Annotated in this window: 13 protein-coding genes and 1 pseudogene; 6 read left to right on the top strand and 8 right to left on the bottom strand. The window is 55.7% G+C overall.

Going from position 1 to position 14,816, the window contains the following annotated elements:
- Positions 1-290: 290 nt before the first annotated feature.
- Positions 291-1,739: a xylulokinase gene (gene xylB, locus RYZ18_RS10200; protein ID WP_317656638.1), complete on the bottom strand. Its 1,449-nt coding sequence runs from the start codon at positions 1,737-1,739 to the stop codon at positions 291-293.
- A 395-nt stretch (positions 1,740-2,134) separates the two neighbouring features.
- Between xylB and RYZ18_RS10195 the strand changes: the two genes are divergently transcribed.
- Positions 2,135-2,518 carry a DoxX family protein gene (locus RYZ18_RS10195; RefSeq protein ID WP_317656637.1) on the top strand — a complete coding sequence of 128 codons (384 nt, stop codon included), beginning with the start codon at positions 2,135-2,137 and terminating at the stop codon, positions 2,516-2,518.
- Between the two features lie 52 nt (positions 2,519-2,570).
- Here the strand turns inward: RYZ18_RS10195 and RYZ18_RS10190 are convergent, their stop codons facing one another.
- From RYZ18_RS10190 to RYZ18_RS10180, 3 genes are read right to left on the bottom strand one after another with little or no spacing between them, the layout of a single operon-like run.
- Positions 2,571-3,176, bottom strand: coding sequence for a 2-dehydro-3-deoxy-6-phosphogalactonate aldolase (locus tag RYZ18_RS10190; protein ID WP_317656636.1), 606 nt, complete (start codon positions 3,174-3,176; stop codon positions 2,571-2,573).
- Positions 3,173-4,081, bottom strand: coding sequence for a 2-dehydro-3-deoxygalactonokinase (locus RYZ18_RS10185; protein ID WP_317656635.1), 909 nt, complete (start codon positions 4,079-4,081; stop codon positions 3,173-3,175). Before RYZ18_RS10185 ends, RYZ18_RS10190 begins: the two co-directional genes overlap by 4 nt.
- Positions 4,082-4,102: 21 nt before the next feature.
- Complete coding sequence (locus RYZ18_RS10180; RefSeq protein WP_317656634.1) at positions 4,103-4,747, bottom strand: SGNH/GDSL hydrolase family protein; 645 nt, start codon at positions 4,745-4,747, stop codon at positions 4,103-4,105.
- A 202-nt stretch (positions 4,748-4,949) separates the two neighbouring features.
- On the opposite strand from RYZ18_RS10180, the gene RYZ18_RS10175 reads away from it, so the two are divergent.
- The 3 genes from RYZ18_RS10175 to RYZ18_RS10165 all read left to right on the top strand — a co-directional run bounded on the left by RYZ18_RS10175 (position 4,950) and on the right by RYZ18_RS10165 (position 9,158).
- Entirely contained in the window at positions 4,950-5,849 is a 900-nt protein-coding gene (locus RYZ18_RS10175) for a glycerophosphodiester phosphodiesterase family protein (protein WP_317656633.1), read from the top strand.
- Positions 5,850-6,101: 252 nt separating this feature from the next.
- Entirely contained in the window at positions 6,102-7,502 is a 1,401-nt protein-coding gene (locus tag RYZ18_RS10170; protein ID WP_317656632.1) for a uracil-xanthine permease family protein, read from the top strand.
- A gap of 141 nt (positions 7,503-7,643) precedes the next feature.
- Positions 7,644-9,158 carry a fused MFS/spermidine synthase gene (locus RYZ18_RS10165; protein WP_317656631.1) on the top strand — a complete coding sequence of 505 codons (1,515 nt, stop codon included), beginning with the start codon at positions 7,644-7,646 and terminating at the stop codon, positions 9,156-9,158.
- Here RYZ18_RS10165 and RYZ18_RS10160 read toward each other — a convergent pair.
- A complete protein-coding gene (locus RYZ18_RS10160) occupies positions 9,155-10,009 on the bottom strand; it encodes a shikimate dehydrogenase family protein (protein WP_317656630.1) in 855 nt (284 codons plus the stop codon). The genes RYZ18_RS10165 and RYZ18_RS10160 overlap by 4 nt on opposite strands.
- A 131-nt stretch (positions 10,010-10,140) precedes the next feature.
- Here RYZ18_RS10160 and RYZ18_RS10155 point away from each other — a divergent pair, with 131 nt between their 5' ends.
- Both RYZ18_RS10155 and RYZ18_RS10150 read left to right on the top strand, forming a co-directional pair.
- Complete coding sequence (locus RYZ18_RS10155; RefSeq protein WP_317656629.1) at positions 10,141-11,361, top strand: CynX/NimT family MFS transporter; 1,221 nt, start codon at positions 10,141-10,143, stop codon at positions 11,359-11,361.
- A 16-nt stretch (positions 11,362-11,377) separates the two neighbouring features.
- The gene (locus tag RYZ18_RS10150; RefSeq protein WP_317656628.1) at positions 11,378-11,578 is read left to right on the top strand and encodes a hypothetical protein; all 201 of its coding nucleotides are present in this window, start codon (positions 11,378-11,380) and stop codon (positions 11,576-11,578) included.
- Between the two features lie 2 nt (positions 11,579-11,580).
- Here the strand turns inward: RYZ18_RS10150 and RYZ18_RS10145 are convergent, their stop codons facing one another.
- The 3 genes and pseudogenes from RYZ18_RS10145 to RYZ18_RS10135 form a co-directional block, all read right to left on the bottom strand.
- Entirely contained in the window at positions 11,581-12,609 is a 1,029-nt protein-coding gene (locus RYZ18_RS10145; RefSeq protein WP_317656627.1) for an ABC transporter substrate-binding protein, read from the bottom strand.
- Positions 12,579-13,964, bottom strand: a complete 1,386-nt coding sequence (locus RYZ18_RS10140; RefSeq protein ID WP_317656626.1) for a sensor histidine kinase — start codon at positions 13,962-13,964, stop codon at positions 12,579-12,581. Before RYZ18_RS10140 ends, RYZ18_RS10145 begins: the two co-directional genes overlap by 31 nt.
- Positions 13,961-14,697 (bottom strand): annotated as a pseudogene (locus tag RYZ18_RS10135) (response regulator transcription factor). The gene RYZ18_RS10140 and the pseudogene RYZ18_RS10135 overlap by 4 nt, the downstream one beginning before the upstream one ends.
- Between the last annotated feature and the right edge of the window lie 119 nt (positions 14,698-14,816).

Below are 14,816 nucleotides of genomic sequence, written 5' to 3'. Positions count from 1 at the left end.
TGCCTGTGTATTGTAAAATACTTTTGTCATCTTGAGCTGCCCCGTAATTTTTGATGATTAGTGCCAGCTACAAGTGGTCCATTTCAATGCAGGCGACGACTGATTGTATACCGATGTTGTTTTTGCGTGATGGTGGTTCGGCATAGGCTTAATCCCGCCCCCGCAACCAATAAAATCAACTAGTCTGCTCGTATCGCGCTGTATGATTTTGTCACTTTGGCGGATGTGATAGGCTTGGTGGGTTTCTTGCCCTGTGCGATCCGCTCGCGGTTGGTAGAATTGCACCTTCCTCACCTCAGTTTTTGCTGAACTGTTCGCAATGCGGGATATAAAGCGCGATATGCCTCAAGGCGTATCTGCGTGCCCTGATCGATTGCCCCCTTCGGCTTGAACCAATGACGGACAGTGGGGCGCTGCATCACTGCCTCCATAGGTTTGTCGCCGCAGGCCACAAGCGCAAGCCGTGCGGCTCCAAGGGCAGGGCCCACAACGGCCTCATCGCTGCGACCTAGTGTAATTCCTGTCACATCTGCGATCATTTGCATCAACAAATCACTGCGGGTGCCCCCGCCAATGGCCAAGAGTGAGGTTGGGGCCGTGCCTGCTCTTGCAAAGGCCTCGGCCGCATCTGCAAAAGAAAAGGCGATCGCCTCAAGAACAGCGCGCATCAAGCTGCCTTGGCTCATGCCCTCTCCCAGATTGGCAAATCCCCCGCGTATTGTAGTGTCTCCATGCGGTGTGCGCTCCCCCGTCAGATAGGGCAGGAAGAGCGGGCCTGGACGTGCCTCGGCCGCTTCGGCCAAGAGAAGATCAATGGGGCGGTTTAACAAATCGGCCAGCCACGCCATCGGGCGTGCGCCATTCAACATTGCGGCCATCTGAAACCAGTGATCAGGCACGGTATGGGCATAGGCGTGAATGCGATTTTCGATATTTGGGCGATAGGCATCCGTGGTCACAAAAAGCTGCCCCGAGGTGCCAAGCGAGATAAACCCATCACCTGCTTGCACGGCACCAAGACCGACTGCCCCCGCCGCACCATCGCCTGCCCCTGCCGCCACAGGAATATCAGGCGTCAGACCCAGATCGATGGCGATATCGGGCAAAAGCGTGCCAGCCACATCGGTGCCATGCAGGACGCGGGGCAGCCAAGCAGGTTCGGTTGCGGTCAGCTCACAAAGCCGCGCAGACCAACACCGCGCGGCCTCGTCAAACCATGATGTGCCTGCGGCGTCTGATGGGTCGGTCACACATTTGCCATGCAGGCAGAGCCCGATATAATCCTTGGGCAACATCACATGGCGGATCTTGGCGTGGGCCTCGGGCTCATGACGTGACAACCACAAGATTTTTGGTGCCGTAAAACCCGGCATTGGCAAAACGCCTGCGCGTTGCGCGGCTGACGGATCGGCCGCGATGATATCGGAACATTCAACATCCGCACGGGCGTCATTCCATAAAATCACGGGCCGCACAGGTTTGCGTTGCGCGTCCAGCACAACGGCACCATGCATCTGGCCAGATAGGCCAATCGCCTTGATGGCGGCGCGAAGCGCGGGATCTAATGCCTTGATGTAGGCGCGTGTTGCCTCCCACCAATCCTCACAATTTTGCTCGCTTGCCCCATCAAACGGATGCGAAATGGGCAAATCTTTGCTGCCTTGCGCGATCAGATTTCCCTCAGCATCAATGACACAAAGCTTAACAGCCGAAGTTCCCAAATCGATCCCAAGATACATCTTCGACATCCTTTCCCCCCGGCTGAATGCCCACGTCTGTGGATTTGAGCGTAAAAGGGGCATTTTTGAAATTTAACTCGTGTAAAGTTTTGTCGGTATTGCAGCGCAAGAGGCAAGAGTAAATCATCTGCATCCGCTCGTAATTTGCCAGCCTGATGGCCAATCATTCAGTCACAAAGGCAATCCCATAGAAACCGTATCTCTTGGATGCAGAAATGACGGGCCCGTCACTCGGTGAATGCAAAAGGTCAGATATAATTTTTAAATCTGTAAAGCCCTCTCTCTGTGCGTATTTGCACAAAGCGCGTCAATTCTTTTGGAATATCCGACCGCTGAACGCTGTGTTTATGTCCGCGCCAAGCCGAGAATGGCTTTTGGAAAAGGATGGATATCTTATGCAGCAGCTTGAAAAATTTGCGCCGCTGATTGCGCGCGTGTTCATTGGTGGATTTTTCCTGATGGCAGGTCTGGGCAAGCTTGCCGATGTGCAAGGCTTTGCCGGCTATGTCACGATGGGTGGTTTGCCTGCCTTCTTGGCATGGCCTGCGATTATCTTCGAGATTTTGGTGGGTGCTTCGCTATTGGTGGGGTTCAAATTGCGTCTTGTCGCATTGGCAGGCGCGGCCTTCTGTGTGGTGACAGCAGTGCTATATCACAGCAATTTTGCCGATCAGATACAGATGATCATGTTCCTCAAGAACTTCTCTATCGCAGGTGCATTCTTGATGTTCTTCGCGCATGGCGCTGGCGCTTATGCCTTGGATAAAAACGCCGCCTGATGTTTGGCAAAAGGGGCGGGGGTATGTCCCCGCCCTGTCCCCTCAAATATTTTCACCCGAAGGCCGCATCATAGGCCGTCACGCAATCCTTCGCCAGATGGCCAACTTTGGTTGCGTCATAATCAGGTTTGAACAGGTGTGAACCAAGGCCAAAACCAGTGATCCCTGCGGCCTGCCACGCGGCAAAATCTGCGGGGCCAACGCCACCCACAGCATAGGTTTCAACCGATTTCGGCAGAACGGCGGCGAGGGCCTTATAGCCATCCACCCCAAGCTTGAAGGCAGGAAAGAGTTTTAATCCGTCTGCGCCGTGCCGCACTGCGGTCAAGCATTCGGTCGCAGTAAATACACCCGGATAAGACAGCATCCCCTGTGCCTTTGTGGCTGCAATCACCGCGGGGTTTGTATCAGGTGATACCACCATTTTCGCCCCGATCTGCGCCAAGCGATCAACGGCTGCCACGTCTAGGACGGTGCCCGCGCCAATAAGGGCGCGCCCTTGTGCATGGGCAACCATGGCCGCGATACTGTCAAACGGGTCTGGCGAGTTTAATGGCACTTCGATCCGAGTGATCCCTGCCGCAATCAGTGCATCCGTTATGGAGAGCGCAGTCTCAGGCCGAAGGCCCCGCAAAATAGCAATAATGTTGCGGCTCATTCTGCGGCCTCTAAAAAGGATCTATACGCGGCTTTTAACCCGCTCAGGGCCATGCCCTCGCCAGAAATCTTGATGACACTTGCCCCTTGGGCAGTGAGGGCCTCGTGATAGGCATCCGCAATGCCGCCTGTCCCAATCACACGGATATCTTGGCCAAGCCAGTAGGGTTTGGCGCCTGCCAGTTCCTGACCGATCAACAGACCAGATAGGCGCGCGCGGGCCGCATTCGTGTCAGCCCCATGGAGCAACCCCTCGGCGCGGATGGAAAAGAGATTGGCCGCCACCAATGCAGGATGGGCGATTGCCTCATCCAAAGCGGCAAGAAAGGTGGCGCTGTCCCAGCCCCCGCCGTCCACGAAATGGCGTAGAACCGAGGCCTGCTCCAACAGGCCGAACAATTCCCCTGTCATGAAGGTGCGAAAGCTGACGATCTCGCCTGCGCTGATCTGCACCCATTTGCAATGCGTGCCAGGCAGGCAAAGGATGCCATCAAAATTTGGATACTCGTCTAAAAACCCCGCGATTTGCGTCTCTTCTCCACGCATCACATCTGCGGGTCGCTCTTGCTTGATCCCAGGAATAATATGGACGGCCAAGCGGGGGTCTGTGGTATCCACTTTGACGGATGCGGCGACAGAGGGCGGGGGGCAAGGGGTCGCGACATAGGGCGCTTCTGCCCATCCTTGGCGTGCGCCCGCCATGCCGCATATCAAAACCGTAGTTTTTTCCGATGCGGGCAAAAGATCGCCCGCTAATTCTACGAGGGCGGCCTCGAACCCGTCAGGGCGAAGCTTGCCCATACCATCGGAGGAGTGACGTTGCGCCAAGACCGACCCTTCGGCGTTGATCCACCAAATGCGCAGATGCGATGTGCCCCAATCTACCGCCAACCAATTCGATGTCATCGCGTCTCTCTTATCCGATATTCAGTTTTGAATGGCTGCAAAAATCAGCTCGGCAATGCGGGGCATTTGCGTGGCCTCATAGTGGATGCCATCCACGGATGAAACCGTCACCGCGCCTGTGAGATCGACCAAATCCACGCCCTCGCGTGCCGCCATCTCGGCCATGGCGGGCGATAGGCCCACTGATTTCGCAGCGCCGCCACGGAACATTTCCGCCAAAACCCCCCGTTCCTCAATCTGTGGAGGGCAGACCACAATCACCCGCGGGACACCACGCGCAGGCCCGCAGCCAGAGGCGCGGATGATACGCACGAGTTTGCCCACAGACTGCGCAATATCGAAAGCATTGACAGAAAAGCGCGGCTTTAGGTCATTGGTGCCAAGTTTCACCACCACTGTATCAATTGGGCTGTGGCTTTCTAAAATCCCAAGTAATGCCGCCGCGCCATTCTTATGCGGCCCTTCCACCGGGTCATCATGCAAAGTCGTGCGACCGGGCAAGCCTTCATCAATCACGCGCCATGTGGCCCCAAGTTTTTGGGCCAAAAGGGTTGGCCATCTTTGCGCAAGGGGATAGCGCTCTGGCTGCCCAAGCACAGTTAAAGGCACAGTGCCATGGGTATTGGAATCGCCAAAAAGCAAAAGGGTTTTGGGGTCTTGTTCCATCTCGTCCCTTTTTCGACTGGCCCCTAGACCAAGGGCACAAATGGCACGCCACAGCCTGCAAGGATGATACAGGCCAACAGAATGCGATAATGGGTCATGTGATCGTTACTTTCTTGTTTTACTGCACGAAACAATAAGCGCCACTTGGCTGATTGCAAGCAATGGCTGCGGGGTGCTAGGCAAGACGTAGACGTTACAGTAAATGTCAGGGCGCGTGATGGGCAATGCGGCGGCAGATTTTCGCAAATTGTCAGGGCTGATCCGTATCGTTGGCCATCGGGGCGCGCGCGGTGTGTTTCCCGAAAATACAATGCTTGGTTTTGATTATACGCTGGCCGCAGGTGTGCCGTTGCTTGAGTTTGATGTGGTGCTGACGGGCGATGACATCCCCGTCATTACGCATAATCCCACGCTGCACGCCGCAACTTTTCGGGACGAAACAGGACAGTTCATCACAAATGAGATGCCAATCCGTGATTTGAGCTATGCTGATCTATGTCGCTATGAGGTTGGTAAGATTGATGGGCAGAGCGCTTATGGCGCGGCCTTTCCCGATCAGGCGCAGGTTGACGGGCTACAGGTGCCACGATTGGCCGACCTATGCGCCCTTATTTCGCGGCCTGAACACGCCGCGGCGCGTCTGCTTCTGGAGATGAAATCTGATCCCGTGCTTGCCCAAGATACCGCCGCGCGGGCGCATTTTGTTGCGGCAGTTTTGGATGTGATCCGTAGCGCCCACGTGGTTGGGCAGACCGTCTTGCACAGTTTTGATTGGGCCATTTTGGCGGAGTGTAAGGCACAAGCGCCAGAAATCCCGCGGTCTTATTTGTCGATTGCATCCGAGCCCCAGTTTCAATTGCCGCCCGATATTCCCGCTCATATCAAGGCGGAAGGTGGCGCGCTATGGTGCCCGCATTTCGCGGATATCACAGCAGCAGATGTGGCCTATGCGCAAAGCCTAGATTTGGGCGTTGTTGTTTGGACAGTAAATCAAACCGCAGATATCGATCGCATGATTGATTTTGGGGTGGATGCGATCTGTTCTGACTACCCCGCCCGCGTGCAGCGCCGCTTGTCGGATAGGGGTTTGCGCTGGCAGTAAGGCCGAAAGCGCAATTTTCTCAATGATTTCAGCGCAAAAACCTGTGCCAGACCTTGTTTGTGACAGCTTTTTGTTTTTTTTGAAAATAAATCTTCAGTTTCTGATTTAGCCTGCGATTTGAGTCATGACTTTTGGGTCATGGTCTGTCGTTCCGTCCACAGGTCGGGCGGCGCTAAGCGCGAAGCGCGAACATTCGATGAGACTTTGTCGGAGGAGGAGCCGCCAAAGCATCGAAAAGGGAGGGACTAGAAGATGTCAGACGCATCAATTGGAACGCCAGAGCAGCTGCGCGATCCGAATTACACGCCGCCTTTGACTCAGGCGGTGCCACTTGGAATTCAACACGTTTTGGCGATGTTTGTCTCGAACGTAACACCCGCCATCATTATTTGCGGTGCGGCTGGGTTTGGCTTTGGCTCAAACAGCCCGGATTTTCCGCAGATGATCTATATGATTCAAATGTCGATGTTCTTCGCGGGCATCGCCACTTTGTTCCAAACCATTGGATTTGGCCCTGTTGGCGCGCGGCTGCCGATTGTCCAAGGAACGAGCTTTGCCTTTATTCCGATCATGATTCCCTTGGTTGCAGGTAAGGGCGTTGACGCGATTGCCGTTTTGATGGGCGGCATTTTGGTCGGCGGTTTGTTCCATGCCTTCTTAGGCCTGTTCATTGGCCGCTTGCGCTTTGCCTTGCCGCCTTTGGTGACGGGCCTTGTTGTCACGATGATTGGTTTGGCACTTGTTAAGGTTGGCATCCAATATGCTGCGGGCGGTGTGCCTGCAATTGGAACCGAGGAATACGGCTCTAGTCTGAACTGGCTCATGGCGGGCACAGTGATCCTTGTGACCTTGGGGCTGAAATTCTTTGCGCGTGGGATGCTGTCTGTCTCGGCCGTTTTGGTTGGCCTTTTGGCGGGCTACGCGGTGGCCTTTGCCTTGGGGCAAGTGAATTTGGGCAATGTTGGCCGTGCCGCAAGCTTTGCGATGCCAAACCCGCTTCACTTTGGGTTAGAGTTTTCGGTCGCCGCAATCATCGGCTTTTGTGCCATGTCTTTTGTTTCCGCCGTGGAAACAGTGGGCGATGTGTCAGGGATCACCAAAGGGGGTGCGAACCGCGAAGCGACCGATAAGGAAATCCAAGGCGCGACTTTTGCCGATGGTCTGGGCACGGCTGTGTCTGGCTTGTTCGGGGCATTGCCGAACACATCCTTCTCACAGAATGTGGGCCTGATTGCGATGACGGGCGTGATGAGCCGCGCGGTTGTCACGATCGGCGCAATATTCCTTATCCTTTGTGGCTTGGTGCCAAAGGTGGGCGCGGTGATTTCCTCTGTGCCGATTGAGGTTTTGGGCGGCGGTGTGATCGTCATGTTCGGCATGGTTGTCGCTGCAGGCATCTCGATGCTGTCGGATGTGAATTGGAACCGCCGCAACATGGTGATTTTTGCGATTGCCTTGTCCTTGGGGCTTGGTTTGCAGCTTGAACCTGACGCACTGCAATATCTGCCAAGCACGATGAAAATCTTGGCAACCTCGGGCATTTTGCCTGCGGCCCTCATCGCGATTATCCTAAACCTCGTGCTGCCCGCAGAACTCAGTGCAGAATCCACGGAAGAGGTTTCTGGCGGCATGTCGGGAAAGAGCTCAAAATAAGCTCACAGGTGAGCATGACCTAGAACGCGAAGCGGCAGGGGAAACCTTGCCGCTTTTGCTTTATCTGGCTTGTGCCTTTGCGGGGCTGGTGTAAATTTTCCCCGATGGCGCGACAGTCAGTCTCAAGCGAGGTGCAATCGGGTGGCAGGCAAAGGAAAATACCTTTGGATCATGGTGCTGCTGCAGGCGGCGATTTCTGCATCAAGCCTTGTGGTGGAAATTGTCGCAGGCCGCATGATTGCGCCCTATGTCGGGATGAGCCTCTATACATGGACAGCCATTATTGCGGTTGTTCTGGCGGGCTTTTCCGTAGGTCATTGGTGGGGCGGTCGCATCGCTGCGCATGACAGTCAAAATGCATTGCGCCAAACCGCATGGACGATGGTTGCCGCCGCTTTGACCACCGCTGCGGCAAGTCTGATGTTGCGCGGGTTTGCAGCTCCGCTAATTGAGGCCTTCAGCCATCCCCTCGCCGCCATCACCGCCCTAAGCATGGTCGCGTTTTTCCTGCCTTCGCTATTTGCGGGCATCCCTGCGCCTGTTTTGACGGTTGTTGCCATGCGCGGTCAAAGCCAGTCTGAACGCGTCTTGGGGGTTATGTTTGCAACTGGGGCGATTGGGGCGATTTTTGGCACTTTGCTTGCAGGGTTTTTCTTTGTTCCGCGCTTAGGCTCGATGACCACCTTGATGGTCATTGCTGTGATTTATGCGTTTGCGGCGGTCGTCTGCTTTGCGTTGGCGCGGGTTAAAGGGCGCGATCTTGGTCTTAGCTTCGCGGCATGTTTGGCGCTTGTGGGGCTCGGCTATCAGACCCTCAGCCTGCCAGCGATTTGTGACGAGGAAAGCGAATATTTCTGTATCCGCACAGTGACCCTTTCTGATGCCGAGGGCGCGCGCGTTCATCTGATGGTTTTGGATCACCTTGCCCATGGCATCAGTAGCGAGGCGGAACCGCGCCAGATGCAAACCGATCATGCTGCAATGTTGGACGCGCTGCCGCGCATGCGGATGGGAGAGAAGGATTTCTCATCCTTCCATATCGGCGGCGGATCCTTTTCCGTCCCGCGGGGATGGGCCGCGCATGGTTTAGGGCAAATCACGGTGGCTGAGATAGACCCCGCCGTCACGCAGGTGGCGATTGATTATTTCTGGCTTCCTGCAGATGAGGTCACCGTGCTGCATGAAGACGCGCGTATGGCGCTGCGCAACACCCCCACGCGCTATGATGTGATCATTGGGGATGCTTTCACCGATATTGCCGTGCCCGAACATTTGATCACGCAAGAATTTTTTGAATTGGTTGCAAGCCGCCTGACGGATGGCGGGGTTTTTGCGATGAACCTGATCGACAATGTTGACCGCATGGATGCCTTGGCGGCGATGATCGTGACTTTGCAGGCGGTTTTCCCAAGTGTCGAAGTCTGGACAGAGGCGCGCGGGCCAAGCCAAGGTGAGCGGCGGATTTTTGTTCTTCTCTGTAGCGAAACACCAAGTCCTGTCTCTCGCCTCACGGCGGGGTCGCCTGATCCAATGATCTTTCAACCTCTCGATGATGCCTTCGTGGCGCAGATTGTGGCTGATAAGCAGCCGCGCGTTCTGACAGATGACTATGCGCCGATTAGCGCCCTGATCGGGTTTGAGCCCATCTTGAATTAAGCTTGCAACAGCGCCGCGCGCAACGCCGCCTCATCCACGCTGCCGCCCGAAAAATGTGCCCATGCGTGCACGCCTTGATAAAAGAATAATTCCCACCCAGAAATGATTTCTAGACCAAGAGACGCTGCATCTTTGAGGAACGGTGTCTCAAGTGGGGTATAGACCGCGTCAAACACCCATTTTGCCTCTCGCATATGCGCAGCCGGCAGCGGGGTGCCGCCATAGCCAACCATGCCAATGGGCGTTGCGTTCACAAGGCCCGTGATCTCAGGTGGCAGATTGGACACCTCGCGCATTGTTGTGACCTGCAATGTCGGAAAGCCACGCGCCAGATCACGCTTTAGGCCATCGGCCTTAGGCAAATCTGTATCAACCAGATGCAACGCGCTTGCCCCCAAATCGGCAAGGCCAAAGGCAATCGCGCGTCCCGCCCCACCTGACCCGATGATCAGCACCTCGCTTGGTGCGTCATCGCCCCGTGTGGCCTGATAGGCGGCCTTAAAGCCCGTGTAATCTGTGTTATAGCCAATAGGCCCTTGGGCCGTGAAAAGAACGGTGTTCACGGCCCCAACCGCGTCCAACACGGGATCGGCCAGTTGCACAAGTGGCACCACTTTTTCTTTATAGGGATATGTGATGTTGAGCCCTGAATAGCCTTCAATTTGCGCGGTCTCGAAGACCTCAAGAAAGGTTTCCTCGCGTTCAGGGGGGATCAAGAGATCATAGCTGACCGCGCGGGCGTTCAGGTGGCCTGCAATTCGGTGCAAACGCGGGGTGCTGGATTGTTTGATATTGTCACCGATCAGCCCCAATTTGAGCGGGGCTTGGTTCTGGGTCGGGCTTAAGGACATATCGCCTGGTCTTTCTCTTCGCGCGTTATTTGGCCATCTCGCCACGAATGGCGGGCAGATGCAACTTTTGTTGGCGCTCTTTTTGGAATGGCGATAGCGTTAGATTTGCGCGATGTGAACAGGTCTGATCCATGCAAAGCAATATTCATGATAGCGCCTATTCTTGGGGTAGGCTCGCCATCACCTTGGCGATTGCGATGATTGCTAATGTGGGCATGTGGGCCATCATCGTGATCATGCCTGCGGTTGAGGCGGAATTTGGATCGCTGCGCGCGGCCTCGTCCTTGCCCTACACGATGACGATGGTGGGGTTTGGCGCGGGCAATCTTTTGGTAGGGCGCTTGGTGGATCGTTTTGGTGTCACGATTGCCCTCTCTCTGGCAGCTGTCATGATCGCGGCAGGGTTCGCTCTCTCCACTCTTGCAAGCAGCATTTACACGCTGTCCCTGATCCATCTGATTTTGGGCCTTGGAACGGCCGCGGGCTTTGGCCCTTTATTGGCGGATATATCGCATTGGTTCTTGCGCCGCCGCGGGATTGCCGTGGCCTTGGTGGCCAGCGGCAATTACCTCTCTGGTGCGATTTGGCCGATGGTTCTTTCTGGGATTTTAGCTGAGGATGGATGGCGGGCTGTCTACCTCACCCTTGCAGTGATTGCGCTTGTGGGGATCATCCCGCTTTCATTTGCGTTGCGGCGCAAACTGCCAGAAACCGCCCATGCCCAGTCCGAGGCAATGTCGCGCGCCAAGGCAAATTCGGTTGGTCTGTCCTCGCGCCAGTTGCAATATCTGCTGGGCTTTGCAGGCGTGGCCTGCTGTGTGGCCATGTCGATGCCGCAGGTGCATATCGTATCTTACTGCGTGGGCCTTGGATATGGCCCTGCGGTGGGGGCCGAGATGCTGTCGCTGATGCTTCTGGGTGGTGTGGTCAGCCGCATCATTTCAGGCTTAGTTGCTGATCGTTTGGGTGGTGTGCGCACCCTATTGATTGGGTCGGTTCTCCAAATGACGGCGCTGTTTTTTTATCTGCCCTATGATGGGCTTGTGTCGCTTTATGTTGTCAGCTTGATTTTTGGTTTGGCTCAGGGTGGGATTGTTCCGTCCTACGCTTTGATTGTGCGCGAATATATGCCCGCCCGCGAAGCAGGTCAGCGGGTTGGATTTGTGATCATGATGACAATTGTGGGCATGGCGCTTGGCGGTTGGATGTCGGGGTGGATTTTCGATGTAACAGGCAGCTATCAGATGGCATTCATCAACGGTATTTTGTGGAACGGGTTTAATGTGGCGATAATCGCGTGGCTTTTGACGCGCAGTCGCCGCCCGCAAGCCCCCGTTTTGGCCGCAGGCTAGGGAAGGAGGAGAGTTCATGTTCAATGATGATGTTGCCGCCATTTGTCCCGAATGTGGGGCAAACGATATCGCGATGGATGCGACAAAGATCACCTGTCAATCTTGCGGTCATTTCGAGGCTTTGGGCCTTGAGGCCGAAGGATCAAGCGCGGCACTCACAAGCCTCTCACAGGCCTATGCGATTTCCGTTTTGCAACGCTGGAGTTTTGCAGGCTAGCGTTATTGTTGGACAATCGCGTTTTCCCATTCGGCCAAGAAATTGCGCCGATTGAGCGGGTCAAGATAGACCATCAGGGCGGGGCCGATCCGAATAGGCCCAAATCCCGCACTAGACGCAGCAGGCGATGCGTCATTGAGCGGTGGCAGGGGCCAACCATCGGCCCCATCGCGCAAGGCGATACTGAGTAGCGCATCAATAAACGCCCCTGCATCGTTTGGGTTCTGCGCCGTGCTTGGGATCAAGGCGGTGCGCAAAATCACGTTGGAAAAATCGGTCATCCGCAGAATTTGGACACGACCTTCGGATTGATCGGCCAAACGTTCGGCCACGTAACTGCCCAAGACATTATAGGCGAGGGCCAGTTTGCCACTCATCACATCCTCAATCATTTGGCTTGAACAGCAATAGAGCGTGGGGTTGAGACGGCCCATCACTTCGGAGAGTCGCCAATAGGCATCTGTGGCACGGGCTTCCTGCGTGGCAAACAGATAGCCAAGCCCACTGTCCCGCACATCATAGGTGCCGATAGACCCTGCGAAACGTGCAGGGTTGTCGCGTAAAACTTCGATCAAATCCTGCCGCGACTGCGGAATGGATAGCCCCTCAAAATATTCAGTCGAAACCAAGACCACCGCGGGCTCGGTCGTGAATGCGAAAATGACATCACGCCATGTGGCCCAGTCTGGCAGGCTTTGTGTCATCGGCGAGCGATAGCGTTGTGTCAGCCCATCATTGGCCAGTTGGAATTGCAAATCCATCGCCGATGAAATGGCCACATCATAAACTGCGCCTGAACTGATCTCACGATGCAAATCCGCAGAGGAGGCAACCGTATATTCCAAATCTAAGGTTGGATTGGCGCGATGAAACGCTTCGAGATAGGGTGTGAAGACGTCCAAATCAGCGGTGGAGAGTATCCGCAAAACCCTGTCGCCCGTGCCTTCGATGCGTAGGAAATCCTCTGGTTCAAAGGCGGTTGCAGGGCTGATCCAGAGACTTAAAGCAAGGGTAAGACAAGCGAGGCGCATGTGCCCTTTCCTTCCTTATTATTTGACAATTCTAAGCGCCCGCCATGGGCGGCCAAAACATCAGCGGCAATGGTAAGGCCCAATCCTGATCCCACAATGTTTTCGGTGTTGCGTCCTCGTTTGAAACGCTGCGTGAGAACCTCGGCAGGGTCATCGCCTAGCCCTGTGCCCTCATCGCGCACAGTGATGTAGCCATAGCCCCCTTTGGTCTCCACGCAAATTGATATGGTGGTGTCTTCAGGCGAATATTTGATGGCGTTGTCGAGAATATTGCGCAACGCGCTGTCGAGCAGCACCGCATCACCTGCAACGATGATGTCCTCGGCTTTCAGGTCAATGTTGATATCCTTCATGCTTGCCGTGGGGGTCATTGCGGTCGCCGTTTGGGCGGCCAAACTTTTGAGCGAGATATGATCGCGCAGAAGGTCATCCGCGCGGAAGGCCACAGTGGCGTGATCCAAAAGCTGTCCCGCCGAACGGGAGCTTTCATCAATCGCGCGGATCATCTGGCGCAGACGGTTGCGTTCGGCCTCGCCTGAGGCGTTGCGCAAGGCAAGATCCGCTTGCACTCGAACAGTTGCCAAAGGCGTGCGGACGCGATGGGCGGCCTCTAGAATAAACTCTTCCGAGCGGCGAATGGATTGCCCCAATCGATCCATGAAGCGATTGAGCGCGGCAATGAGCGGCGCCAATTCATCAGGGGCGGGGCGGCGCAAGGGGCGCAAATCGGATGGCCCGCGCCGCGAGACAGCCCCTGCAATCTCGTTCAACGGCCGCAATGATGTGCGGGCGGCAAAAAAGGACAGCAGCACCGCGACCAAGAAAAAGGCAATCGACAACAGGCCTGCTTGACGCGAGAGATCAAGTGCGATGGCGGCAATGCCTTCGCGGGTTTGTCCGACTGTGACGATCACCAATGTCGGTTGATTTCCCGCCAATATGCGGCGCGAGAGCGTGGCCAGTCGCAAATCTTCGCCGCGATAAGATTGCGTTGCAAAACTGACCTCGCCTGCGCGGGTGTTCGGGTCAGTGGCAACGGGAAGATCTGCATAGCCTGTCAGCAATGCGCCATTCGCGGTGACCCGATAAAAAACCCGATCCTCGCTAATCGCGCCGAGCATGGAAAACGCAGAATAGGGCAGTTCAAGCCGCAATTCGCCCTGCTCGCTGCGCAGGGTTTCGGCGATTGCAGTCACTGCAGCGGCCAAGACGTTATCTTGGGTTTCTTCGGCGGCTTGGCGGGCGAACCCCGCAACCATCCCCCAAGATAGCAATGACAACAGTGCCGCCACAATCGCGAGATAGAGCGTTAATCGCCGACCAATGGAACCTGTGCCCTGTTGCGCCTCGCTCACGGGGTTTTCACCTCCATCCGATACCCAATGCCGCGCACAGTCTCGATGTGAATATCCGTTCCCTCAAGACGGCGGCGCAAGCGGCCCACATAGACCTCAATCGCGTTTTCTGTGATCTCTGCATCATAGGAAAACAGCCTGTCCATCAATTGCGACTTTGACAAAATCTGTCCTTGATGGCGCACGAACACTTCCAAAAGACGCAATTCGCGGCTGCGCAATTCGATGGTATGCGCGTGATGGCGCAGCNCACGAACACTTCCAAAAGACGCAATTCGCGGCTGCGCAATTCGATGGTATGCGCGTGATGGCGCAGCGTGCCTGCAAGCGGGTCAAAGATGGTTTGGCCAAGCGCGATATCATTGCGCGCGGCCCCGCCGCGGCGGCGCAAAACGGCGCGGCACCGCGCCTCTAATTCGGAAAAATCGAAGGGTTTCGTGATGTAGTCATCGGCCCCTTGGTCAAGGGCACCAACCCGATCCGACACTTGGCTGCGGGCGGTTAACATGATCACGGGCGTTTCGATATGGATGCGGCTTTGCGCCAAAAATGCGCGACCATCGCCATCGGGAAGCATCACATCAAGCAAGATCAGATCGTAGCTGGCATCCGCAAGGCAAGCGCGCGCATGGGCCAAATCGGGGGCGTGATCAACCGCATGACCGTCCAAGACCAGACGTTTGACCACCGCTTCGGCCAATTCCTCGTTATCCTCTACAAGCAGATAGCGCATTGGGCGCGTGGCCTTTCCCTGACTATTCCCCAAACAGGTGGGCTGATGTTTTCGTCCTGCGTGTCAGGCTCGTGTCAGCTTTCTGTGGTCGGGTGAGACTATGGCGGTGGAGGATCGCC

The sequence above is a fragment of the Roseovarius sp. 10 genome (assembly GCF_033100315.1).
GTDB lineage: Bacteria > Pseudomonadota > Alphaproteobacteria > Rhodobacterales > Rhodobacteraceae > M30B80.
This window is presented reverse-complemented; position numbering and strand designations above follow the sequence as displayed.